The organism is Paenibacillus sp. FSL H8-0122, from assembly GCF_038005345.1.
Taxonomy (GTDB): Bacteria; Bacillota; Bacilli; order Paenibacillales; family Paenibacillaceae; genus Paenibacillus_AQ.
Map to the genome: position 1 here is coordinate 5,251,664 of NZ_JBBOTB010000001.1, position 24,792 is coordinate 5,276,455.

At 50.7% G+C, this 24,792-nt stretch carries 24 protein-coding genes and 2 CRISPR repeat arrays (1 of these 26 running past the window's edge); of the genes, 3 read left to right on the forward strand and 21 right to left on the reverse strand.

The features are described 5' to 3' along the window. Positions 1–169: direct repeats of the CRISPR family, unit length 32 nt; unit sequence ATTTCAATCCACGCACTCATGTAGAGTGCGAC (it extends 727 nt beyond the left edge of the window). Positions 170–657: 488 nt separating this feature from the next. Continuing rightward, a complete protein-coding gene (locus tag NSS64_RS22670; RefSeq protein WP_341141601.1) occupies positions 658–1,368 on the forward strand; it encodes a hypothetical protein in 711 nt (236 codons plus the stop codon). Positions 1,369–1,420: 52 nt separating this feature from the next. Here NSS64_RS22670 and NSS64_RS22675 read toward each other — a convergent pair whose 3' ends face one another. From NSS64_RS22675 to NSS64_RS22705, 7 genes are all read right to left on the reverse strand, one after another. Then, on the reverse strand, positions 1,421–1,969 hold the full coding sequence (locus tag NSS64_RS22675) for an HAD-IIIA family hydrolase (protein WP_341141602.1): 549 nt from the start codon (positions 1,967–1,969) through the stop codon (positions 1,421–1,423). Positions 1,970–2,683: 714 nt separating this feature from the next. After that, positions 2,684–2,878, reverse strand: a complete 195-nt coding sequence (locus NSS64_RS22680) for a hypothetical protein (RefSeq protein WP_341141603.1) — start codon at positions 2,876–2,878, stop codon at positions 2,684–2,686. Between the two features lie 3 nt (positions 2,879–2,881). Next, positions 2,882–3,874: an HD domain-containing protein gene (locus NSS64_RS22685; RefSeq protein WP_341141604.1), complete on the reverse strand. Its 993-nt coding sequence runs from the start codon at positions 3,872–3,874 to the stop codon at positions 2,882–2,884. A 26-nt stretch (positions 3,875–3,900) separates the two neighbouring features. Next, positions 3,901–4,359, reverse strand: coding sequence for a RidA family protein (locus tag NSS64_RS22690; RefSeq protein WP_341141605.1), 459 nt, complete (start codon positions 4,357–4,359; stop codon positions 3,901–3,903). Between the two features lie 64 nt (positions 4,360–4,423). After that, entirely contained in the window at positions 4,424–4,972 is a 549-nt protein-coding gene (locus NSS64_RS22695; RefSeq protein WP_341141606.1) for a glutathione peroxidase, read from the reverse strand. Between the two features lie 126 nt (positions 4,973–5,098). Continuing rightward, positions 5,099–5,761, reverse strand: coding sequence for a Type 1 glutamine amidotransferase-like domain-containing protein (locus tag NSS64_RS22700; protein WP_341141607.1), 663 nt, complete (start codon positions 5,759–5,761; stop codon positions 5,099–5,101). A 75-nt stretch (positions 5,762–5,836) separates the two neighbouring features. Then, positions 5,837–6,757 carry a helix-turn-helix transcriptional regulator gene (locus NSS64_RS22705; RefSeq protein WP_341141608.1) on the reverse strand — a complete coding sequence of 307 codons (921 nt, stop codon included), beginning with the start codon at positions 6,755–6,757 and terminating at the stop codon, positions 5,837–5,839. A 218-nt stretch (positions 6,758–6,975) separates the two neighbouring features. Between NSS64_RS22705 and NSS64_RS22710 the strand changes: the two genes are divergently transcribed. Then, positions 6,976–7,344, forward strand: a complete 369-nt coding sequence (locus tag NSS64_RS22710; protein ID WP_341141609.1) for a DUF6713 family protein — start codon at positions 6,976–6,978, stop codon at positions 7,342–7,344. A gap of 178 nt (positions 7,345–7,522) precedes the next feature. Here NSS64_RS22710 and NSS64_RS22715 read toward each other — a convergent pair whose 3' ends face one another. The 3 genes from NSS64_RS22715 to NSS64_RS22725 form a co-directional block, all read right to left on the reverse strand. Next, positions 7,523–8,401: a PhzF family phenazine biosynthesis protein gene (locus NSS64_RS22715; protein ID WP_341141610.1), complete on the reverse strand. Its 879-nt coding sequence runs from the start codon at positions 8,399–8,401 to the stop codon at positions 7,523–7,525. 108 nt (positions 8,402–8,509) lie between these two features. Beyond that, positions 8,510–9,313 (reverse strand): hypothetical protein, encoded by an 804-nt coding sequence (locus tag NSS64_RS22720; RefSeq protein ID WP_341141611.1) that lies wholly within the window; start codon positions 9,311–9,313, stop codon positions 8,510–8,512. Between the two features lie 839 nt (positions 9,314–10,152). Next, positions 10,153–10,704 carry a TetR/AcrR family transcriptional regulator gene (locus NSS64_RS22725; RefSeq protein WP_341141612.1) on the reverse strand — a complete coding sequence of 184 codons (552 nt, stop codon included), beginning with the start codon at positions 10,702–10,704 and terminating at the stop codon, positions 10,153–10,155. Positions 10,705–10,851: 147 nt separating this feature from the next. Here NSS64_RS22725 and NSS64_RS22730 point away from each other — a divergent pair, with 147 nt between their 5' ends. Beyond that, complete coding sequence (locus NSS64_RS22730; RefSeq protein WP_341141613.1) at positions 10,852–11,790, forward strand: ketopantoate reductase family protein; 939 nt, start codon at positions 10,852–10,854, stop codon at positions 11,788–11,790. Between the two features lie 53 nt (positions 11,791–11,843). After that, positions 11,844–12,541: direct repeats of the CRISPR family, unit length 27 nt; unit sequence ATTTCAATCCACGCACTCACGTAGAGT. Between the two features lie 675 nt (positions 12,542–13,216). On the opposite strand, the gene NSS64_RS22735 is transcribed toward NSS64_RS22730, so the two are convergent. The 11 genes from NSS64_RS22735 to NSS64_RS22785 are packed head-to-tail and all read right to left on the reverse strand — an operon-like array spanning position 13,217 to position 24,743. Beyond that, positions 13,217–14,023: a hypothetical protein gene (locus NSS64_RS22735; protein WP_341141614.1), complete on the reverse strand. Its 807-nt coding sequence runs from the start codon at positions 14,021–14,023 to the stop codon at positions 13,217–13,219. A gap of 15 nt (positions 14,024–14,038) precedes the next feature. Next, positions 14,039–15,337, reverse strand: coding sequence for a radical SAM family heme chaperone HemW (gene hemW, locus NSS64_RS22740; RefSeq protein WP_339254129.1), 1,299 nt, complete (start codon positions 15,335–15,337; stop codon positions 14,039–14,041). 4 nt (positions 15,338–15,341) lie between these two features. After that, positions 15,342–16,628, reverse strand: coding sequence for a B12-binding domain-containing radical SAM protein (locus tag NSS64_RS22745; protein WP_341141615.1), 1,287 nt, complete (start codon positions 16,626–16,628; stop codon positions 15,342–15,344). A 26-nt stretch (positions 16,629–16,654) separates the two neighbouring features. Continuing rightward, positions 16,655–17,938 carry a B12-binding domain-containing radical SAM protein gene (locus tag NSS64_RS22750; RefSeq protein ID WP_341141616.1) on the reverse strand — a complete coding sequence of 428 codons (1,284 nt, stop codon included), beginning with the start codon at positions 17,936–17,938 and terminating at the stop codon, positions 16,655–16,657. A 2-nt stretch (positions 17,939–17,940) separates the two neighbouring features. Further along, positions 17,941–18,699: an alpha/beta fold hydrolase gene (locus NSS64_RS22755; protein WP_340943546.1), complete on the reverse strand. Its 759-nt coding sequence runs from the start codon at positions 18,697–18,699 to the stop codon at positions 17,941–17,943. A 39-nt stretch (positions 18,700–18,738) separates the two neighbouring features. After that, a complete protein-coding gene (locus NSS64_RS22760; protein WP_341141617.1) occupies positions 18,739–19,914 on the reverse strand; it encodes a flavodoxin family protein in 1,176 nt (391 codons plus the stop codon). Further along, the gene (locus tag NSS64_RS22765) at positions 19,911–21,350 is read right to left on the reverse strand and encodes a U32 family peptidase (protein ID WP_341141618.1); all 1,440 of its coding nucleotides are present in this window, start codon (positions 21,348–21,350) and stop codon (positions 19,911–19,913) included. Before NSS64_RS22765 ends, NSS64_RS22760 begins: the two co-directional genes overlap by 4 nt. Continuing rightward, positions 21,347–22,729 carry a radical SAM family heme chaperone HemW gene (gene hemW / locus NSS64_RS22770; protein ID WP_339254117.1) on the reverse strand — a complete coding sequence of 461 codons (1,383 nt, stop codon included), beginning with the start codon at positions 22,727–22,729 and terminating at the stop codon, positions 21,347–21,349. Before hemW (NSS64_RS22770) ends, NSS64_RS22765 begins: the two co-directional genes overlap by 4 nt. Next, positions 22,719–23,036, reverse strand: a complete 318-nt coding sequence (locus tag NSS64_RS22775; RefSeq protein WP_209878720.1) for a carboxymuconolactone decarboxylase family protein — start codon at positions 23,034–23,036, stop codon at positions 22,719–22,721. Before NSS64_RS22775 ends, hemW (NSS64_RS22770) begins: the two co-directional genes overlap by 11 nt. A gap of 14 nt (positions 23,037–23,050) precedes the next feature. Beyond that, complete coding sequence (hemW, locus tag NSS64_RS22780) at positions 23,051–24,418, reverse strand: radical SAM family heme chaperone HemW (protein ID WP_341141619.1); 1,368 nt, start codon at positions 24,416–24,418, stop codon at positions 23,051–23,053. Positions 24,419–24,434: 16 nt separating this feature from the next. Then, positions 24,435–24,743 carry a TIGR04076 family protein gene (locus NSS64_RS22785; protein WP_339254113.1) on the reverse strand — a complete coding sequence of 103 codons (309 nt, stop codon included), beginning with the start codon at positions 24,741–24,743 and terminating at the stop codon, positions 24,435–24,437. Positions 24,744–24,792: the final 49 nt, after the last annotated feature.

Genomic DNA, 24,792 nt, shown 5'->3' on the forward strand with positions numbered 1-24,792 from the left:
ATGGATTTCAATCCACGCACTCATGTAGAGTGCGACCGCAACTCACATCGGTTATAATTCAATTGATTTATTTCAATCCACGCACTCATGTAGAGTGCGACGCGGAGGATTTCAATCGGTTCGTCTCTGTCGTTACTATTTCAATCCACGCACTCATGTAGAGTGCGACTTATGGTAAGCTGCCTTGAATATACTCATGGTTGAATTTCAATCCACGCACTCTGTAGAGTGCGACGAGTGATCGCTGTACGCATCTTGGCTGTGGTTAGGATTTCAATCCACGCACTCATGTAGAGTGCGACAGCGGAAAAGAGTATAACCAATGCCTTTCACACATCGTTTCACTTCTTTTCCCTTAATATTATATCAGAAGAGTATGAATCACACCTTGACATTCAACTAGCACTCTCAATCTTTCAGGAATTCGACAAATTCTGAGGTGCGAAACCCCCGGGGATTTCATGGGAGCTTGGCATTCGCACCGACTCTCTTTTCTATTTTAATTCATCGCAAGTAATTCTGCATAACTATAAATCTCTCAATATTGTAGTTTTTTTGTTGTGTGCAAGGTGTTACATGTTCATCAATCCATTCGCTATACTAGTGTAGGTACACGTACTAAGCAGAAACACATGAAGAGGAAGTGAATCTGACTCGATGAAAAAACTAATAGTAAGGTCCGTAGGTATTGTTGCACTTTTAAGCTACATAGTGGGGTGTAACGCTCTTTATCAAATTCAAACTGCGGAGGTAAAAGCAGCACCAAACCCTACCCCAAAACCAGCGGCCAAAGCAAATAACATCAATGCACTAATTCCGGCAGGTTGGCACATTCTAGAGCCTGTCCTGGGAGAGAAGGCTATCGCCAAAGGAGATTTGAATAAAGATGGGATCTCAGATCTCGCAACGGTCATTGAGAAGGATACGGTTAAGGACGAAGCGTCTCCACGGTCACTCTTAATCGCATTTGGCGGCAAAAATAATACGTATACCCTATCCATCATCGCCGAAAATGTCATTTTGCGGGCGGATGAGGGCGGAGTTTGGGGCGATCCTTTTGAGAGCATTACTATTAATAGGGGATCTCTCCTGGTTAGCGATTATGGAGGGAGCAACTGGAGATGGTATAACAAATATAGATTCCGCTACCAGGATAAGGATTGGTTTTTGATTGGAGCGACAAGCGGAAGCTACTTCACAGGATCAACCACCATGGAGCAAGCGGACGAGGATGACATTAACTATCTGACCGGGCAATTTATAGAGCGGAGAACAGACGAACAAGGACATACCACCACAAGAAAAGGAACTCAGAGGAAAAAGCCTTTGATCCGCCTAAAGGAGTTTAACCGGGAAATCGTGCAATAATCCAGCTTAACTACACATATACATCTAGAGAAACAAAGCGGACAACAATGCCCTACTCAGGCGTTGTCCGCTTTATTGTGCTAACTAACCATTTTGCCGCATCCAGAAGGTCCATCGCAATATAATCTGGTGCTGCTTGCTCATACCACAGGTGACGGTATTTATTCAAAGACTGCATCCCCCAGCCCGTCTCTACCAGAATTCTTCTGGCCCCCACTGCTGCGGCTGCAAGCATATCAGTCGAACCCACATCGCCAATCACTGCACACCGGGTTAAATCTAATCCATGATCGGTTGCCGCTTGCAGAAGCATCCCAGGTTGCGGTTTGTGGCATACACAGCCGTCTTCAGGCTCATGAGGACATATGTAGGCGGAGTAGAATCCGTAACTGTCAAATTCATTCCTAAAGTCTAATTCTGTAGCAAGTCCTTTAGATATGTTGTGTTGGTTCGTTAGGGCGATGATTGGGATTTCATGTTTTTTGAATAATTGCAATGCTTCTAGTGAGTATGGAAATAATTCAAAATCCCGAGGGTGAATGAAATGACCATTCCCTCCCATGGTTCCATCGCGATCCACAAATACAGCTTGAAGGGTCAAGCGGGTTCACCTCTTCTTCCTGAAGAATCCAAAGCCACAACTAAAATCAAAACAACGATTACAAAACCTCTCATGGACATCACCTCGTTAGATACTTCAATCCACGCACTCACGCGTAAAGTGCGACGCTTAAAGCTAGGAAACAGAGCATAACCACGAAATTTTAATCCACGCACTCACGTAGAGTGCGACAACGAAAAAAAGCATAAACCATGCTTTCCCGTATTAATTCACTATCTGGCTCCTAAGTCTATTCTTGAAAAGATATAAGACACCCTTGACTTATCAAGACTACCCTCATATTTATAGACTTTGGACAAATTCTGAGGTGCGAAACTCCCGGGAATTTCATGGGAGCTTGACATTCGCACCGACTCTCTTTTCTATTTTAATCCATCGCAAGTCATTCTGCATGACGATATATTAGTGTATATTTAGTAATTCCCACATAATCATTCCGTTCTCTATTCCGGTTCGTGTAAAATTCAATTTCTCCAAAACTCTGATAGATGGAATGTTATCGATAAGGCACTCGTCCACAATTCTTTCGACTTTTATTGAAGATAAGTCCATCATTAGAAAAATAATCTCATAATAAGCGCGTAGCAGCCAAAGACAGTAAGAACCAGAGCAGTTAATTTAAATAGGGGCTTTAATTTAAAGAATATCAATATAAATTCCCCCCTCATTAAATTTGATTACGAAATGTTATGTTCAAAATTTATCCGGATTTTTAATTCGAATGGAGGCTACCTCTCCGCACTTTTTACAAAATGTATAGATAACCGGGGAGCCAAAGGAAAAGGTTTTACCAATCGGCATCACTCTAGCATCCACTGCATTCACTTCACCTTTTACAAAGGTGGTACTTCCACATGCTTTGCAAGTTAAATTCTCTGGATTCATCATATATTAACACTCCCACCAAACGTAGTAGGTGCCTAGCAACTCTGTAAGCTGATTGATCGTGGCGAGGCAGTCTTGCGAATATTCAGTGATCACAACACCTTGGATGAGCGGCATTGCGAGATAGAGCTTACTCAATACTGCCGTTTCCACTGGAAAAGCAGGCTTTTCCCGCGACACGCGAATTCGCCATGATTCCATAAGCAACTGCTCATACTCTTCCCGTGTGTCTGGATCACTACAAAGCAACTGCTCGATATGCGTATCCGTCATGATTCGCAGCTTCGCTGCTTCAAATCCACCCTTATGTACTAAGCTTCCAGCCAATTTCCTCATGATCGCGTTTACGCCGATGTTAGCAGGGGAAGTTTGCAAACGAGCTTCTTCCCATATGAGCCCGGTGACCTGCTTGCCAGCTTCGAGTGTGAACTGGAGATTTTCATTTCTATAGCTCATCGCTTCTAAAAGTTCATCAGTCGAAATCGTCAGATAACCGCCGATAAATGCACTTCTGATCCAGGAGTCTAGATGATCTGCATGAAGAATTCCGTCCTTGTTCCTCAAGAGGCTACGTTTTGATCCATCTATATAGTCCATAACCTCTGTTGTACGAATATTCGCACGGGCTAGGATGTCAACGATCTCCTCTGAAAATACGGCCTCCCGCGTCCATTCATGATGATCCACGCCCGGAAGGGATTCTAACGTATGACTGAAAGGCGCATGTCCGATATCATGCAGTAATGCAGCCGCCCGCAACGTATGATTATCCGGCTCAAAATGTGCTATAAGCGCGAACACACCTAACGTATGCTGTAAGCGGCTGTAGGTATGGTGGGTATTAATGAAAGAAGCTCCGCCATGCCGAATGTAATGAAGCCGCCGTACCTTTTTGCTTCGGAGCAGTGCTTTTTCTCCATCGGTGAGCTGAATCTGTAACTTCCATAGAGGTTCATAGATTTCATCTAAAGCACCATCAAGTCTTAACCGAAAGTCCATTCCAAGGTTTCCTCCTGGCTTCTCCTTTATTCTTCAACCTCAAATATTGAATCAATGATGATTGGAAGGTTGTCTCTGACCGAAACAGCTCCAAACACTGATCGTGCATGGATACCTTTTTCCCCGAAAACATCCAGCATAAGATCAGAACAACCATTTAACACTTTATGATGTTCTTCAAAATGAGCGGCGGCATTAACAAAGCCCTGAATTTTAACCACTCGTTTCACTTTATCCAGTGTACCTAAAGCTGCTTTTAGTACAGCCAAAATTTCAATCCCAGTCTGCCGTGCAAACTGATAACCTTCTGCCGTTGTATACTCTTGACCTAACTTCCCCTTAGGTGTTCCAGCAGGGCCCTTACCTGAAACATACAATAACCCGTTTACTTTTACGAAGTTTGCATACTTAGCTGCTGGTTCGCTTGCATGGGGAAGAACGATTCCTAATGTTGCTATTCTGCTGTCTACTGTTTGTTCAGTCATTTTTTAGTCTCCTCACTCCTCATATTTGGAAGATTATACTACCCTATGAGGTAAGGAGCAACCATCAGTCTAGCAATGCTTCAATCGCTGACTGTATTTCAAATGGCTCTGCCGTTGTTTCGTATCTACCCTGTACTTGTCCGTTCCGGCCGATCAGAAATTTTGTGAAATTCCACTTGATCCCATGCCCTGCGTATAGGTCAGGATACTTTTTTTGCAGGAAATTCTGCATCCATTGACCGTTCACAGTCTGGGTATCGAAGCCTTGAAACGGCGCTTGATTCGTTAAAAACTCAAATAATGGATGCGGGTTCTGCCCCCTAACCTCCACCTTCTCAAATAACGGAAATGTCACTCCAAAGTGGCCCGTACAGTATTCCTGCACTTCTGAGTTGCTCCCTGGCTCTTTCTCATTAAATTGGTTACAAGGAAAACCGAGGATTTCAAAGCCCTGCTCCCTATGATTGTCATAAAGCTTTTGAAGATCAGCGAATTGGCGAGAGTAACTACACTTACTGGCTGTGTTTACAATAAGGAGTACTTTTCCGAGGTATACTGATAAATCAATGGTCTCCCCGCCAATCTTGGTTACCTGAAAATCATATATAGACATCAGATCATTCCCCTTCGTTAAGATAAACACATCATAGGTCGTTATCTCTTATTGGTCTAATATATAAAATCGATTATGTTCATAGGAAGAACCAATATATTAACGCAATCGGTTACTACTCCGTGGTCATACGCTTATTTTCTGAATCTTCGAGCGGGATATACAATATACCGGACCCATGATTTCGATTTTGCCGTCTTTTACACGCATCGCGCTCTCCTGTTCTGCCGCATATACATCTATCTCCTCAGACAAGGGGAACAGGTAGCCTTGAACGAACGAGGCGTAGTCGCGTTTCGAATGAGATTCATAAGCAAACGGATCTAAGCCCAACCCATTCTGAATCTTATCTATTTCAACGGTATGGGCGGCGTTACGCGAGGTTACCCATTTGGCAGACATGTTCAACGCACCGGCGCTGGCCCCCAAGATAACGGCATTGCTGTTCTTAATTACATCCGTTAATTCATATTCCGCCAAAAATTTGTGCTGCTGAACCGGGTCTCCCCCGCATAAAAAAATGACCGAGGCGTTCTGAATCCATTGCCGGGCCTCATCCTTCGGCATGCGGTAATCGATGAAATGATTCTCCTTAAACATAAGATTAGCCTGATGGAGCCATGTCCATTCCGTTATATCCTCAAAGTTAATCTGCCCGTCTTCATAATCAGAGGGTTGAGCGCTAATCATAACAAGCGATTGTCTGTCTTGTAGATCCTCCTGCAGCCACTCAACCAGCTTCTCTGGCAAAACATCATTAAACCAACTGAAATAGTAGTGAGTACTCATGCTTCGTTACCTCCATATGTATTCATTTCTACGCCGATATCCCTACTATAAAACACAATGACTGACACCAGGGGGTCAGTCATTATAGGAGAAAAGCATATTTTGCATATATTGCTGCAGCTCTGCCCGTAATCCACGAGGCTCCAGCAGCTCACACTCCTTGCCGAAGCTTAGAATGAATTTCAGCAGGCCCTCCTCATGAGGAAAAGTATCCGTGACGAGATAGCTGCCATCTCCCCCCCGGCTAATCTTCTCTTTCTCAAAATACTCGGTAAGCTGCGCGCCGATTCGCGAAGTGAATCTCAACACAACCTGTATGCCCGCCTGCGAATAATTGTGCTCAATCACCTCGGCAATCCGTGCTTCGGGCACATCTCTTTTTGCAAAAGGCAGCCCCAGCTCCAATTGTCTGATCCGCACAAGCTTGAATCTGCGGTAGTCGTTCCTGACCCGGCAGAAGCCGATCACATACCAATGGCCGTGTCGAAAGTCGATCCAGCCCGGCTCAACCGTCCGCTCCAGGTATTCCATATCCCTGTTGATGTAGTCAAACACCAGCAGCCTGTTCTCCGTGATGGCCTCGCTTATGATCCCGAGGAACGCTTTAATCTCCTGCTCCATGCTGAAATGGGACAAATTCAGAGTCAGTTTATCCTTACCCGGCTCCCGCTTATAGGTATGTTCGACTTTTAGCAGGATGTCATTAAAAGCTTCGTTCCGGCCAAACAAGCCGTGTAAATTCTTCATTACAGCTACAAACGTATGAGCTTCGTCCCCATTAAGAAAGAGGTTGCTTACATTATAGCTGTCCATAATATAGTATCCTCCGCCCTTGCCGCTGGTCGATGCAACCGGTATGCCGGCTTCGCTTATTTTCTCGATGTCCCGGTAGATTGTCCGCAAGGATACCTCGAAATGCTCGGCAAGCTCCTTGCCCGTTACCGTACCTTGACCGGAGATGATCAGCAGCATGGAGAGTAATCGATTGACTCGCATGATTGGTGTGTGACGCTAAGTAACGTCTCCTCCTCTGGGTGGAATTTTTTTCATATTATATCTTCGGCAAACACCTTGTTCATTATCGACAACGGATTCAAGTGAGACAGATATAACTTTTCTTGTTACATTTCCAACAGCTTTACGTATTAACATTTTAATGTGTATATTCATTGAGCTGTATAAAACATTTGTTGTACAATTTTAGGAGGTTTGATATGCCTGATTTATTGTTGTTGCTATTCTTGTTTAACTTGTCTTTATTTCTGCTGCATGAAATGGATGCCATTCGACGTTCGGAATGGAAACTTTTTCTTGTTCTACAAGATATGGATGATGCAAAAGCCTATAAAGTGTTCACCTTTATCCATCTCCCCCTGTACACCATCATACTCGCTTTACTTTTCAGCCAATATCAGACGATTACGTTTTGGGTGCTAGATATCTTTTTCATGATCCATGCGATCCTGCACTTTTTTTTCGAAAAGCACTCCCGCAACGAATTTAAGAATACATTCTCTCGTTTCATCATCTATCCGCTGGGAATTATTGCTGCTATCCATTTATTATTGATTGAGAATCTGTGATTGTCTCGCTCAACCTGCAGCCCTCACATATAGTCACATTAAATCGCTTCAACTATCCTGCCAGTTAGCTTAATCACTTCGCTGGTTAGCAACCAAATGGATGTCTTCAAATGGTATGTACTTGTTTTGTCTGAGAGCTTCATTTCTTGTCCCCTATGGAACGGTGGCTTGATTCCGCTTATATCATGATATGTCTTCGTTCAATGCCAGCTACTGCACCGCCAACCCGAACCTGATTGATTTCACCGCTCTCGCTTAGGCGCAGTCCTGCCCTGATTTCAGAAGGACAATCCATCGAATACCCTTGCCTGAAGATGACTTTCTCTACTTCCCGCAAAGATCGTTGACCATGTTGGTACAAATAGCTGAGCAGGGCACCGTTGGATGTTCCTGTCGCGCTCTCCTCGGGAATATCGTACAGCGGCGCAAAATTCCGGCATTCCGCAGCAGCATCGTCTGGAGTATCCATCGTGAACAGATGATATCCAACTACATCATATTTTTCGCTGATGGCGGTTATGGCATCAAAATTTGGCTCAACCTCATGCAAGAGCTCCCTGCTGCGGATCGGGATCATAATGTCCCGCAGGCCCGTTGAAACAATCTGGATGGGTAACCCGGTTTTCAGATCCCCGGCATCCATCCCCAAAGATGGGGCGATTTCCTCACAGGATATCTTTTGAAGAAATTGTGGTAAAGCCTGTGACAAATAAACAAGACCCTCGGAGCTAATATCGACTTCCAGAATCCCTGCCTTGGTTTCAATTGAATAGGAGGTCCCTTCCTTTGACAAACCCAGCGAATGCATTAGCCCAAACGCAGCAATCGTGGCATGTCCGCACAGATTAACTTCACTGGCCGGGGTGAAATAGCGGATTTTGTAATCCGCAAGCAGGGATTTTTCCATAAAGGCCGTCTCCGAAAATCCCAACTTCTTCGCTATGAGCTGCATTTGGGCAGCATCCAGAGAAAGGCCATCCTCCAAGACAACGCCTGCCGGATTACCGCCACGCCCCCCTTTCGCAAACGCATTTAACGTATACACTTCCACATTCATGTTCGGATCGTCCTCTCTTTATCTTCGTGCGTAACCGGAATCTTCTCTCTATAACGTCTTAATAGTGCCATTCTTCTTTTGCAAGCAGAACAGTTAATTTCTTGCCTATTAAAAACGCAGATTGCCCCCGATCAAATCTTTGGTCATTGGATCAAAAAACATTGTAATCGGTCCCAGTGGGCCGTTCATTTCCGTATCAAGTTGAACGGATACAACAACCTCTGACTTTCTGTCATCAATCCAATAGCCAACGTTTTTTCCAGACTCTAGGATCACTATGGCTTTCTCTTTCGGCGTGGTTAAAGTGCTTCTTTCCTTTTCTGAGATTTGGGCCCAAGCTAGATTCCGAAATTCATCTTCATTTTTAAGTTTGTCATAGTGGAAGACATAATAGTACCAGCCGCCGCCCAGATTCTTATAGTCATTCACATAGCTGAATTTCGAAGGATCCCCTTTGGCCATCTCTGGTAGGCTGAGGTAGGTTATGCCTTGTTGATACAAGTTGTCTTCGGCATCAAACAAAAAGTCAATACTTTTACTAGGGGCATCATTTAAGGAGGATATCCTTTTTACAATACCTTCTTGAAACAATGTTTGAGCGATTTCTTGAATTTCAGGGTCTTGGATGTTCTCGATGGAATAATCTTGTTGAAGTATGACAGGCCGAGTCTGGAACACTTTTTCATTCTCTAACAGATAACTGCCTAGAATTTCAAAATCTTCACGACGGTTTTGAAAATATTTAATAACCCCAGTCTCTGGACGCTTCAACATTTCGCTAACGTTCAAGGGAATAATGAAATCGCTTGCCCTAACATGCTCCGTTCCATTGCTTTTCAAGCCAGCACATCCGCATACCGTCAATGCAAAACAAATTAGAACTGAAATGAATTTCATCGGCCAAAAATTCATAATGCGGCCCCCCATTAAGACAAGAGTTGTGAATTCATGTTACGAAATGGCTTCTCGGTATTGTTTTAATTGTTGGTTTAGTTTAGTTCTGAAAATTGCATAAGTACAAGAATAATACTCAAAACAGTTAGCGCAAAGAAAATAACAGAAATTTGACGGTTCCTGCGCATTTTGATTCCGTATGAGCAAAAAAAGATTGCGGCCGCTAACTTGGCAATTATATTAGAATAGGCATAATCCGAAAACATTGAACTGCTAAAGAGAATAGAAGCAAGTAAAGTCAAAGATATTAACACTTTAAACCACAGCGGTTCCCTAATAAATTGATAGTACATCGATTTTAACGCTTTCATGGCATCCCATCCTCTACGTTTTTTCAGCCTATCTTATCGCAGAGAAAACCGAATCAGGTTCTACCACCGCTTAACCCAAACGGGCTCCAGGTTCGAGTAACCCATGGCTTGCAGCAGTTCCCAAGCATTCTCTATCGTATGCTGCTTTCCTGTGAGCCACAACTCAGGTTTTTCCCGTTGTATGTAAAGAATAAGCTCGGAAATATGTCTCGGTTTGCCCAGATGAATGGTGGTTTGGGAGTTGTTTTTGTATGCTGAAATATCATAAAACTCCCAGGAGGTGTGACGATCCTCTTCAGGTGGAGTGACTGCGAAAATGAGCGTGATTTTTGTGGTTTTATCTTCCTTGGGTGAAATATTTAACGTGAGGCGGGAACCACCCACATGCCAATATAAAAAAGGCCGGTCTTGGACGGTTAGCTGTCTGATCTGAGTTTTTACCGTAGGACAATCCCCCTCATTATATCATTGTTGTATCTTAACATATTAAGGAATCACCGTAGTCCCAATTCCGTTTGTAAACAGGGTATCTACCAGCTTGACCAATTCTTCCGACGACAGATCTTTGTCATTCCGTATCCAAAGGCGAAACATCGACATTAGTGTGGATATGTAAAACTCAATGATATACGGTGCTAAAGCTTCATCTGCCGGAAGGTCCACAATCAATCTCTCCAAGGGAATTTCTCTTTTCAGCCGTTCAATAAAATGAACAGAACCATAGTCGCCCAAGAGGGCTTTCAGGATTGAAATTTCCTCTGCATTCTCCAGGCATTGAAGTGCATCTTGGAAGGTATGTGTGGAGAACTCTCTGCTTGCCATTTCCTCTTTAATGGATCTAAAAACACGCTCTTCCACGTAATCCAACAACTCATAGATATCCGTAAAATATTGATAAAAGGTACTGCGGTTATATCCTGATCGCTTAGCGATCTCTTGGATGGTTATTTTTTCGATTGGTTTCTGGCTATATAAATCACAGAATACATTGATAAAGGTTTGCCTTGTTTTATCCGTAAGTTCAGGTTGCTTTTTCATTATTTGCCTCCAGTTTCCGTACATCGATTACACGACAGATCTTAAAAATCTGATGGTTGATGGTCCTGTAGAGCTTCTATACAATAAATTATACAACACGTTGTTGGATTATCAACAAAGATTAATATATAAGCTCAGGAGGCTAATATGAGAATTTTATTCTTCGGCAGAGGTGTCATATCGACCCAATATGCTTGGGCTTTTGAACAGGCAGGACATACAGTGGAGTTCTACGTTAGAAAAGGGAGAAAGGAAACCTTAGGCAGCAGCATTGAGCTTGAAATGTGGGACGCACGAAAAGGGAAGCAGCTCATCCAAGAAAGCTGGAACGTCAAATTACACGAAGAGATTCGACCAAATTATGATCTCATTATTGTGAGTGTCAACACGGAGCAGCTTCCGGCAGCAACACAACTAATATCGACTACTGCTGGGAGCACGCCTGTCCTCATCTTCAATAACCTTTGGCAGGATTTGAATTCTTCGATCTCCCCCCTGTCTATGGACAATGTGGTCTTTGGGTTCCCGGGAGGCGGCGGTGGCATTGAGGACAACAGGCTTAGAGGCGGCTTTTTAAAAATGCTGTTTCTGGAACAGCCACGGGCAGGCACTGAACCTATTAACAACCTGGTCAAAGCGCTATTTGAAAGTGCCCATTTTAAAATTAACTGGATCAAGGATATGCAAAGCTGGCTATGGAATCACTTTGCCATGAATGCCGCTATGGAGACCGAGGTATTGAGACGGGGAAGCTTTCCGGCAATCTTGGATCATAGCGACTCCTTCGCAAATGTTGGCAGGAATATGAGGGAGATTATCCCTGTACTGAAAGCAAGAGGCGCAAAAATGGATATGATCACTCTACTGTTAACCAAGACTCCGCCCGCACTTCTCGGCATCCTTTTTAACAAGGTTATTTTTGCGAAGGGCAGCTTAGCACGGCTTTTCATGGAATACAACAATAGTAAAGCAGGTTTTGCGATACTTGAAGTTGTACGGGAAGCGAAAAGGTTAGGGATAGCCTTGCCGCGGCTTACTGCGGCATTGGAAAATTCCGGGCAACACAATGCAGGCGTATCAGGGTAGGAGTGGTTTAAGATACCCTTGGTCGGTCGCATAGCGGTCGGCCTTTTTGGTGCATTTCAATCCACGCACTCACACGGAGTGCGACCACATAATGCGGATGCATTTTTGTCTGACCTGGAGATTTCAATCCACGCACTCACATAGAGTGCGACCCGCTGGTGGAGTCGTTCTCCATCCCATCACTGTCCACTTCAATCCACGCACTCACATAGAGTGCGACGTTGACCACACAGTATAAATCAGATGCTACAATTACTTCAATCCACGCACTCACATAGAGTGCGACAGAAATTTCCCGCCGGCTCCGCACAGGCGTCTCAAATTTCAATCCACGCACTCACGTAGAGTGCGACCGTTCCCGTCTGTATTCCTGCGCTATTTGAGCTGAGATTTCAATCCACGCACTCACGTAGAGTGCGACGATAGCGGCGACGGCAAGTACGTTATGGATAGTTACAAATTTCAATCCACGCACTCACGTAGAGTGCGACGTATAAATCTTTCAACTGCCGGTCGTGGTCCATCATTTCAATCCACGCACTCACGTAGAGTCGACGCCAGTTCATATTATTTCGTGCGTTATGCGATTAAATTTCAATCCACGCACTCACGTAGAGTGCGACAATGACGCAAATGTATTGACGCAAAGATCTAATGCATTTCAATCCACGCACTCACGTAGAGTGCGACAAAATCAAAATTTCCACAATCATTAAAAGATATAATTTCAATCCACGCACTCACATAGAGTGCGACAGCGGAAAACAGCACAACCTATGCTTTTCCCGTATACATACACTATATATCCCTTTGTTCCAATCTCGAAAAGGTATCTGTCCACCCTTGACTTTTCAAGAACTCCCTCGATTCCTGAGAGTTTCGACAAATTCTGAGGTGCGAAACCCCCTACGATTTCATGAGAGCTTGGCATTCGCACCGACTTTTTGTTTCTATTGTACCTCTTCGGCCATATTCTGCATAATCCTAAATTGTCTCCACATGGTATCGGCCGGGGTATTTCAACACACTGCAAATAAGCCGGACCGCATACTTCAGTATGCAGGCCGGCTATCTCTGTTCCCTTTACTTGACTAGACCACCAGCATGGTGCTCTCTCCCACTTTCGTAGTGGACTCAGAGGCCCTTATTCCGCGAAAAATCCAACTTTTCCAGCATTCGCGGACTACAGGGCCGTTATTGATGGATATGCCGCCTGAAAACGCCTCGCAGTGAGACAATAAGCGCACCACAGTCCGCAAACCGGCAAAGAAGTAACCATTCTTTGAAAATAACGGCCCTCAGGTCCGCGGAGGAGCAGACTCGGGTGACCAGGCGGGTTCGCTCTCTCTACGGGCATATTTCCCAGGAGCAATACGCTGCACCTCCAATCCACCACGAGGCCGCATCACTCACCCCTCGCCCCCCATTAAGCATTCATCAACACCTGAATGCGCTCCACATCCTGGCTGAATTTTTTGGCCAGGCGGGCTTTGCCGAGGTTGGATTTTACGATCTTTTGCATGCGCTTATCATCGGTTACAGCGAACTTGGCGAGCATGCGGAAGCCGGCTTCGGGGGCGCGTTCCACGAAGACGCTAACTGCGTATTCCAGACCCTTGGAGAGAACGCGGAATTCTTCCGCGCCGTAGCGGGTCTGTCCGGCGGCAATGCCGTCCAGGATCTCCTCGGACAGCTCCAGTGCATACAGGACATTGGCCTGCTCCTTCAGCATCGGCGGGTGGGCCAGGGCAGCGACGAAGGCCCGCTGCTCCAGCGCGTTAGCCGTGCCTTTCATGTCGTCGAACAGTGCGCGGAGCACGCCGAAGTCCTGCTCCCCGATGCGCTGCAGCGCCATCGCTGCCGCCTCGCGCATCCGCCAGCGTGCATCGTTCATCGCCGCCCGGCAGCGCTCCAGAATGATCTGCTGACGGGCAGGCTCCGCATAGCGGTAATAGCTGCCCATCGCCTGGAGCGCGCAGAACGGCAGGAACTCGCGGGGATCATCTGTAGGAGCTTCCGCCTCTGTCTTGCCCGTCCACTGCACAAGCAGCTCCCAGGCTTCACTGGCCACCCAATCCGACGCGAAAGCATCCGCGAAGGTGGAAGCCGCCCCCAGATTCGCCCGCGGCCCCGGCAGATTCGACTCGCCGAGCAGACGCTGCTCCAGCTCCGCATACTTCCCGGCCTCCTGAAGATCGCCGTAGAAGACATTTTTACTCACTTTACTGTTCATTTCAGTACCCCTCCATTATTTTGGAAAAGCCATCTTGATCTGCTCCTCGCAGAACTCCTTACATACATTGTTGCCCCAGAACAACCCGTGGAAACGCGTGAGCGCAATCGTGTCCTCGCGGATCTCCACCAGCCCTTCCTTCACGAACTTGTCGAACAGCTCGGGGAAATGCTCCTCCGGGTAAACTCCGAATTTGCGGCGGAACTGCTGGCGGTCAACCGCTGTACGGCGTAGGCCCATCGCCAGGAACTGGTTAGGCAGATCCTCTGCCTTCACTTCGTAGCCTAAAGCAATAGGGAGGTCGCCGGATGTAATCTTTTTCACATATTCAGGGAGTAATTTCACATTCTGGTAGGCATAGCCGCCCACATCGCCGAACGCCCCCAGCCCCACAGAGAGCAGGTCCAGGTAATCGTCAAAATGCTTGCGGCTATACACATGATGGCCTCCCGGCCGGACGAAATCATACGTGGATTCCACCGAATAGCCCTGCGACTCCAGATAACGGCAAGCCTCTATATACATCTGCTGCTCCAGCTCAAGTCCGCCGCAGGCCGGAAGCTCACCGCTGGCAATGCGCTTCGCCAGACCGAAGCCGGGAATGATCTTCAGCGGAAATAACGTGACATGACCGATCTCCAGCTCCACTACCTTCGCCAGATCCGCAAGCCATTCCTCCATCGTCTGGCCCGGCAGATTGTACATCAGGTCCAGGCTGACGTTCGCAATGCCCGCCTCTCTGGAATCCTGAATACTGCGCAGGGAATCCTCACCGGTCTGAAGCAGCCCGAGGCGTCTGCCCAGCTCATCGTTGAACGTCTGCACCCCGAGACTGATCCGGTTCACCCCAAGCGCATGGAGCAGCTTAAGCTTGGCGGCGGTGAAGGAAGCAGGGTTACCCTCGAACGTAATCTCTTCAACTCTCTGCATAGGCAGTGTAGCCTGTAGCTGCTCGAATAATGCGGTGATCTCTTCCTCGTCCAGCACGCTTGGCGTCCCGCCGCCGATATATAGCGCCTCCACTGAGCAATTGCGGATCTGCGGCGTCATCCCGTACATCTCCAGCTCGCGGAACAGCGCAGCCAGATAATCCTTGCGGGCTCCCTGCTCGTTGAACGCCTTGGGGTACGGGCAGAACGGGCAGATGGAATCGCAGAAGGGAATATGTACATAGACCAGCTTGGAGCTTGCTGCGGCTTGATTCAAGTTCATCAGAGACGGCAGCCGTGCGCTGTCCTCTGGCGACACCGGAGTGTTCCCCATGGGATAATGCCCTATCCCGATCTCCCGGAACGGGTACACTGGCTTGTTCATTCTATCAAGTCCTTCCTCCAATTGAATTCATAAGCATATCCTTATAGATGTGGCGTGATGCAGACAGAGCATCGGTGAGCAAGTCAGCGCTGTAGTCCTTAGACTGGTAATAGGCCGGAAAAAGCAAGTTATCCTCAGCCCGGATCACCTGCTCCTGTAGAGCGATATTGTAGAGTGCGGTGTGAGGGTAGACACGGATGCCTTGGCTGGCCAGAATATAGACCGGATTCATCTGATTGACCAGCTGCACCGTCTCCTGCACCGTCTCCGCATTCTCCCCAGGCCCGCCGAACAGCAGCGATACCGAATAAGGAAGACGATATTGCTCCAGCAGGTGTCCCAGTTCAACAAGCTGCTCCGGGGTGAACTGCTTGCCCATCCGCCGGAGCATCTGCCGCGAACCCGAGTCGGCACCGATGTCTACGAAGCGGCAGCCGGTCTCCTTCAGCAAGCGGATCAGGTCCCCGGTAATATGGGCCGGAGTCAGGGCGCAGCTCCATTCCAGCAAGGGGCTGGTGCGGCCGATCAGCCGGCAGAACTCCATCGTCTCCTCCACATCATGATTGAACACACCGTCTACAAAAGTAATATTATGCACCTGATAGTCATTCTCCAGGATCTTCATATCTTCGCTGAACTGCTCCGCAGGAATCCGGCAGGCGCCGGCATTCATGTAGCCCTCCGAGCAATAGATGCAGTGCCGGCTGCAGCCTCTGGAGGCCTGATAGCCCATCGAGGCTTTTTTGATCCGGGGGTTCGGGATAAAATACTGCGGAGCGAACAGCGGCTTCGGCGGAATACGGCTGTACACCGGATGATAGGCGGGATCTGCATTACGTACCGTACCTGTCTCCGGGGCCTGCCCCCGCTCGATCTCACGGGCCAGCCGCACCGCTTCCGCTTCGCCCCCGCTCCCCTTGATGCCGTAATCCGCCCCCAGCTCCTTCACCAGCTCGCCCGGCATGACCAGCATGGCAGCCCCGCCAAGCAGTACCTTGGCCGAACTGCAGGTACGGCATACCTGCATGATTTGCTGTAAGAAAGAGAGATAGCTCTCCGGCTGCTGGATCACCTGGTTGTCGATGTTGCGTACCGAGAGGCAGATCAGATCCGCTCCGGTAACCCGCAGCTCCTCGCGGAGTGCCTCCAGCGGCTCAGCCATAAAGGCCAGATCCAGAAAGCGTGTCCTGAATCCGGCAGCGGTCAGAGCCGAATAGACCATTCCCGCCCCAACCGGAAGAACTGGCAGCGGCTTCAGCAGTGTATTCGTAGACACCACCAGTATTCTCATGCTTCACTCCACCCGCTCTTCCTCTTTCATATGAACATCCAGTCCGGGTTACGCTCCCGGTACGGCGCACAGATGCTGTTCGCCTGCTCCAGACTCAGCTGCGGAGACATGAAGAACTTCGGATGGAGCAGATCATCCGGCTCAGGGGAACCGACATAGCTGTACATATCAGTGGACGGCAGAATACGGATGCCGAACAAGCCGAAGATGCGCTGCACCGATAGCTCCTCCATCAGATCCAGCGTCTCGTGCAGGGTCTCCGGCGTCTCCTCCGGTCCCCCGATCAGCAGGCAGAAGCTGAAGTCCAGCTCCTGGTCGCGGCAGAGCTGGACCACTGTCCGGATCTCGGCCTGCCGGAAGTTCTTCTTGAACGACCTGAGGCAGATATCGCTGCCTGAATCAATGCCGAACTCCACCTCTGTACACCCGGCCTGCTTAAGCAGACCTGCGAACTCTGCCGTGAAGAACCTCGGATTCAGGAAGCAGCCCCAGGACAACGGAAGCGTCCGCCCGATCAGCTCCCGGCAGATCTCTTCGGCATGCTCCAGCGGATAGTTGAACACACTGTCCACGAAATCAAAAGAGCCGATATCATACTGAACCACCATCTGCTCAATTTCATCGGCAACCCCCTTCGGCGACCGCAGACGGACGGCCCGGCCCTCCAGTGACGGGTAAGCGCAATAGGTGCAGCTTAGCGCACAGCCCCTTTTGGTCAATACATTATGGCGGACCCTACGCTCCACATCATAGCTGTGCAGAAACCCGCTGCGGCTGGGAAAATACTCCTGATCCAGCTGTTCAGGCGCATACGGCGACCAGTAATTCCATTCCCCGGCCCTTGTCCTGAACATGAGCCCGCTTACTGCGGACGGCACCTGCCCCGCTTCCAGCTGGTTAAGCAGCTCCACGATACTGTCACAGCCGTCACCGACAATGCCGTAATCGGCTCCCGTCTCCTGCAGCCACTGCCTGGGCAGTAGCGAGAAGCCCGCACCGCCCAGAATGATACCAGCCCTGCTGTTCCATTCCCGCACCCAATCCACCATTAAGCAGACCTGATCCACGAAACTCCGGGGATACTGCATGCAGCAATTATCGAGGTTACGGATCGACAAGCCGATGTAATCAGGCGCATAGGCGTTAAGGTAATTCGTAACGGCCTCCCGGGTGTACTCCAGCTGGGTCATGTCCAGCATGCCTGCCTCCCAGCCGGAAGCGACCAGACTGGCGTGAATATAGCTAAGACCCAGCGGGAATACAGGGGGCCGCTTCTCCGTATTCGCCGAGATCAGCAGCACTCTGCCCATGCTCACTCCCCCTTAAGAAAAGTGAGCGCGGCAGCAGCTACGTCTTCGCCCGCCTCAAGAAACATAAAGTGTCCAGCGCCTGGAACCGAATGCATCCGGGAGTCCGGCAAATACCGGTTCAGCTCCAGCGCCTTGTGCAGCGGCGTAATCCGGTCCGCCTCCCCGCTAATAATCAGCGTTCTCTGCCGGATTCCCTGAAGGAGCGGCCGGAGATCGGGATGCTTGATCTGAATCATCAGACGGTGGGTCGCGGCAGGCAGCCGGGACCAGCCCTCCAGAATCTGATGCTGAACCGCTTCATGCCCCTCGGTGAAAAAATACGGAACCGCCGCCGCATTCGTCTGTCGCACAGCCTCCGGCGTAATCTCTTCCCCGTGCTCCGGCCGCTTGAACGGAACCGCGAAGGTGGCGGCGGCCCCCATCAGCACCAGCTTCTTCACCCGGTCCGGCTCACGGGCGGACAGCAGCAGCGCAAGCGTGCTGCCCAGGGAATGCCCGATGATCGAGACCTGCTTCAGCCCCTGCTCATCCAGCAGCCTGAGAATATCATCAACCATGTCCTCCAGGGTGAAGGCCGGACCGGCGTATTCCGATTGGCCGTGTGCGCGCAAGTCCGCCCGAAGCACCTGGTAATGAGGCTCCAGCGCCCGGGCCAGGTCCCCGAAGACGAGCGAAGAGTCCCGGTTGCCGTGCAGACACAGCACAGCCTCCCCGGCGCCCTGAATACTGTAATGTAAAGGTATCCCCTTAGTCTTCAGCATGTAGTGTGTATCCTCCCTTGAACTTCCCGGCCAGGCCGCTCATACGACAGCTTCCTCCAGATAGTCCACGACCCGGTCTATATCCCGGCCGTCTGCTTCATCGACTGCAAACAACCGCCACTCCCCGGGGCTTCTGCCTACCAGAATGGCCGGCTGTCCGGGCTCCAGGGTGCAGCTTGAGGCCAGCTTATCCTCCCAGTCATAGTAGAGCGTGAAGCCGGGAACGGTCTGGCTTGTCTTCTCCTTCACGAATTCATGCGTGATGAAGTGGGGCAGCTGCCCCACTCTTGCAATCAGCGCACAGTCTGCGCTCCCGCCGAACTGCTGCTCCAGCTGTTCCAGCAGCGGCCCGCAGCGGAGGCTGGCCTGCTGATCGCCGATAACGAAGATGCGCGGCTGAATCGAAGCCAGTTCACCGAGCGTAACCTCCTCATCCCGGACGTCCTGCACAGTGAAGGCAGACCAGACTTCAGCCTGCACCCCGCGTTCCTGGCTCTGCTCCATAGGGTCCTGCCCCCCGCTTCCCTGTCCTTGCCCTGCCCCCGACTGCCCGGGAAGGTCGAAGTAAGAGAAGCCCAAGGAGGAGGCCACCCGCATCCCGACCGCCCGGGCCATCATCTTCGCCTCTTCCGCTTCTTCAATCGGCTTGCTCCAGGAGCGCTTGCGGATACCCGGCTGGCCGTCATATTCAATCAGGCTGATGCCCGCGCTGGCAATCATCGACAGCTTGATCGCCGTGAAGCAGGGCATCAGCGAGGCCAGCGCCCATTCATGCCCGGGTCCCGCTGCGACAACAATCTGTCCGGCTACCTTGCCCTTGAACGCCTTACCCTTCACTCCGGCTACCCGGTCATAATTGTAGTACTCGAAGTCCAGATCCTCGTCGCTGCACGGCTCGCAGCGGTCGATCCAGTTCTTCCAGACGGCCGGAAGCGAGAGCGCATAGACCGGGGAGGCGAAGACGAACCCGTCCGCCTCCTTCAGCTTGTCGTACAGCTCTGTCAATTGATCCTCCGGGTCCTTCAGCAGGTGGCAGTGCTTGCCGTTCATGCAGTTGCCGCAGCCGTCACAGGGCAGAATGTTGTAATCATTCAGCCGCAGCAGCTCCGTCTGCACCCCCTGCTCCGCTGCGGCTTCAAGCGCAACAGAGAGCAGATATTCGCTGGAGCTGTGATGCTTCTTCATAGACCCGGCAAGCCCGATGATCTTCTTCATCCGGCTGCCTCCTCTAAGTCCAGCTCAGCCGTATCGAAGCCCAGCGCCCGCAGATCGCTAAGCGCGAACATCCGGAAATCTGCCGGGGTGCACAGTACATTGGCCTTGGCGACATCCTGCCGTAAGACCTGGGCACTTCCCCGGGCAGCCGCCAGCTCCTCGGACTTCTTACGGATCTCAGGACCGGCCATATCGCGGATGAACTCAGGCTTGCGCCCAATGACCGCGCCCAGGAGACTCTCGCCCTCCGCGCTCCAGACCGCCTTCGCTCCTGGCGCTGACTCGAAGAAGCTTCCCGAAGCGAGCGCCGCGAACAGCTGCTCGAATTCCTTCAGCGCCTCATTCCCGGGCTTCGCCATGGAGACGGTCCGGCTGGCCCATTCGGCACAGTAGCCACACTTGTCACAGTCCATCCGGTCGCAGCGCTTCGAGCGGAAGCCCTCCAGGAAGCCTTCCAGACTCTCGTTGTCGATGCTGGCCTGGAAGCTGAACAGCAGGCGGTAGACCTGTCTCATTTTGTCGGACGGTGCGAAATCCTCCTTGATGTTCTTCGAGAAGTTCGGCATTTCGAAGTCGGCCTCCGCCATCCGCGAATTGAGCAGGCTGAGCAGGTTGCCCTGATACTTCCGCCCGGAGTAAGACTGCGCAGTAGCCGCAATCTTCTCCGTGGTCTTCATCCGCTCGGTCAGCTTGAACTTGTGATAGCCCAGCTCTTCATAGATATACATGTCCTCCGGGCGAATCCACTGCGACTTCAGCAGCTCCTCCGGGTGCTGGAGCTTACGCTCCGTACAGCGCAGCATATAATAATCCAGCGCGAAGCCTTCGGTCACATGGTTGCACTGCGAGGCGTGGCTCTGAAAATTCGCATGATTATGGCGCATCGGGCAATCCAGCATACAGTCATTGGTTGCAATGAGCTGATAGTCGCAGCGGGTATTCTTGCGCAGGCTCTCCAGGAAAGCGAAGTCACGGTTCCGGCTCTCGGGCAGGGTAATCTCGCTGACGCCTTTTTCCTCGAAATATTGGGCTTGTCTGAGCGTATTCACATTGGCAAAGGTAGACAGGCTGATCTTCACATCCGGCAGCGCGGTGCGCACCATGTCAATCAGCATCGGGAGCGATACCGTCACATATTCCGGCTGCAGCGTGCCGATCCATTCCAGCAGCTCGCGCAGGCGGTAATGGAAATCCTTCGTCGTCTCCAGGTTATCCAGACAGGTAGCGTTCAGCAGATAATTGAACTTGAACCCGTAGGCATGCAGGAGCTTCACATGCTCCTCCACCCTCGCCCGGTCTATGGTAGGCAGTGCAAAGGTTGGTCTTCCGCCGCCCACCAGATCAGAGGACAGCTTGCCGTAGAAAACATCCACATGCGAATCCTTCAGCAGGATAGGCAACCGGTCATCAAAGTTCGTGCCGACAGACAGCTTCATCCCTTCAGCTCCTCTCCGGCAGCCTCAGCCGGCTTTTGTCCGCGTGCCAGCTTCACACGGCTCTCGAAGGTCTGCTGGTTCGCTTCCGAGAAGAATTCCTTACAGACGTTGTTGCCCCAGACAATACCTCTCGCGGACAGGCGGATCTCATGCTCATCCGTTTCCAGCAGGCCTTTGGCTACCAGCTCATCGATCGTCGTACCGAAGACCTCCTCCGGCTGGAATCCGAACATGCCGGTGAAATCCTTCCGCTTCACGGACAGCATCCGCAGGCCCTTGGCCATCATCCCGTGCATCGCTTCCAGATCATCCGCCTGACTGGCAATGAAGACGGACAAGAACTGCTGCTGGAGCCGGTTGCTGTACTCCTGAATATCCCCCTGGTTGATATACATCAGCTTGTTGACATAACCGAAGGCGGCCGGGCCGTGCGCGAACAGATCCTTCTGCTGGGTATAGTACAAGAGGACATGCCGGTCCTCGAACCCCGGCTTGGCGAAATCCCACACGCTGTACTGGACATAACCCTCTTCCTGCAGCAGCCGCTTGGCTTCCAGGTACATATCCACTTCCAGCTCGACACTGCCGGTTGGCGGAATCTTGCCTTCCTTAATCATTTTGAACAGTGCCGTAAAGGGTACTACACACAGAGAGAATACCGTGATATGGTCAATGCCCAGACGTACAGCCGTACGGACATCCTCCAGCCATTCCTCCATGGTCTGCTCAGGCAGGTTGTACATCAGATCAATGCCGATGTTCCCGAAGCCCGCCTCCTTCGCTTCCTCCAGCACCTCGAAGGCCCGCCGGGAATCATGGCTCATCCGCAGATGCTGCCCCATCTTGTCATTGAAGGTCTGGATACCGATGCTGATCCGGTTCGCCCCCTGGGCACGGATGGCCTGCATTTTCTCCAGCGTCAAGGTTGCCGGACTGCCCTCGAATGAGATCTGTGCATCCGGCGTCACCCGGTAATTCTCCTGAACGCTCTTCAGCATCTCAACCATCCGCCCGGCAGACAGAGCCGAAGGCGTTCCGCCCCCGAACGTCACCGCACTGATCGTGGACTGCGAACCATACGGGGAAGAGGCATAGATGCCGATTTCGGCCTTGACGGCCTCCATGTACTGCTCGACCTGCTTTTCCTGATAGGCCATCTTGTTGAAGGGACAGAAGATACAGACGGAAGCACAGAAGGGAACATGGACATAGACTGCGCCGACATTATGCGCCGGAGGCTGGTCACCAAGGCCCATTGTTCCGTAAATATCAGCCGGGGTAACCTCGGTCACAGGATTGGGATAGTGGGACACACAGATTGGATCTCTATGGGGATAGACGTTGTAGAAGGATTCGTTGGTTGTGGTCTTAACTGCCATGATGAACACCCCGCTTGGCTTCCACAGCCGACAATGCCGCAGCGAGACCGGAGGAGACAGCCTCAATCCCTGCCACCGGCAGACAATTCATCACGGTCTCTGTCACTTCCTCCGCGCTCGCACCCAGCTCATAAGCCTTCAGTGCATGCAGCCGGATGCCATAGGTAGAACGGTCTGTAACTACGCAAGCCAGCCGGATCAATTCCCGCACCTTAGGCTCAAGCGTCCCCGTATCCTCAATCGACTTGCACATGCTATCAAAAGCGGCCCCTACCTGCGGATTAACTCTCATCAACATATCGCTCATCAGCTATACCCTCCTTATGATTGAACCGATTGTACCGATTGCACCGGGCGTCCCTTGGCCAGCTTCATCCGGTGTTGAAGCCCGTAATCCGCATATTTGGCGGAGAAAAATTGCTTACTCACATTGTTGCCCCATATAATGCCGTCCTCAGTCAGCCGAATCCCTTCCGCATCCTGAATCAGCAGCCCGTCCTGCACCAGACGCTCTATCGTCTCCGGGAACAGCTGCACCGGCTCCTGCCCGAACATCTTCACGAACCCGGCACGGTTCACGGACAGCATCCGCAGCCCCTTGGCCATGGCCCCGTGCGCCAGCTCCCGCTCGTCGGCCTTCTCCCCGCAATTGACCGGCAGCAGCCCGTCCTGCACGCGGGTCATATATTCATTCAGATTGCCGCTGTTGATATACATGTAGCCGTTAATGATGCCAAAAGCAGCCGCGCCAATGCCGATCATATGCGCCTGCTCCGAGAAGTACAGGGTGGCGTGCCGGTCCGTCTTGCCCGGCTTGGCGAAATCAATCACGCTGTACTGCTCATACCCGGCTTCCAGCAGCATCTCCTTGGCGATGGTATACAGCTCAATCTCCCGGTAGACATCCCCGATGCCCGGAATCTTCCCGTCCGCTATACGCGAGGCGATCTGCGTATGCGGCACCACACAGAAGGAAATCACACAGATATGGTCAATCTCCTGCTCGATGGAGGTGAGAATATCCGCCCGCCACTGATCCAGCGTCTGGCCCGGCAGATTGTACATCAGATCAATGCCGACATTCTCAATACCGCTGTTACGCGCATTCTTCACTAATGCGAACGAATCCTCGACACTGTGATACAGTCCCAGTACCTCGGCAAGCTCCTCCTGGAAGGTCTGCACGCCCACGCTGATCCGGTTGAGGCCCTGCAAAGCCAAGGTCTCCAGCTTGTCCGCCGTGAAATTACGGGGGTTGCCTTCGATGAAGATCATGGCCTCCTCTTCCACGCGGAAGGACTGCTTCATGTATTGCAGGAGTCCGGTCAGCTCCTCCGAGGACAGGCAGGAGGGTGTCCCGCCGCCCAGATTAATGGAGGAGACCGTAACACTGCTGCCAAACGGCGTAGCTGCATAGCTGTCCATCTCCTGCCGGACAGCAGCCAGGTAGCGGTCCACCTGATCCTGCCGCTTCAGATAACGGTTGAAGGGGCAGAACGAGCAGGTCGCATCGCAAAAGGGAATATGCAGATACAGCGCTACCGGCGTATCCTTGGTATTCACCTGTTCCAGCTCCATCAGCGACCGGACCTCAGGCTCTGTGTGCTGTGAGACAGGCACCGGATAATGCGAGACGCAGATCGAATCTCTCTCCTTGAACATTTCAACGTATGACTTCGCATTATTCATATGGAGCGGTCTCCCTTCATTTGGATTGCAGCATCCGGCCTGCATATGGAGAATCTCCGGACGGCTCCACCGGGATGCGGCGGATTTCCATAGTCATCTGGTTGCGCATATCCGGGCAAGCCGAGTGTACAATATTGCCCTCCGGGTCCCACGGCAGCTTCGCATCCATGTTCAGCGCCAGCAGCATCGGGAAGACCGCATGAAAGGCCGTTCCGCAGAGATTGCCTGCGTTCAGCGGGGAGACCTTCATGATATCCCCTTCCTTATGTCCTGCCCGGCAATGCCCCTTAACGCCCGTAACCTTAAGCTCAAACTCATAATTCATCCCTAATTCCTCCTCATCTAATATGTGATTCGTTTCACTTGCACTGAAA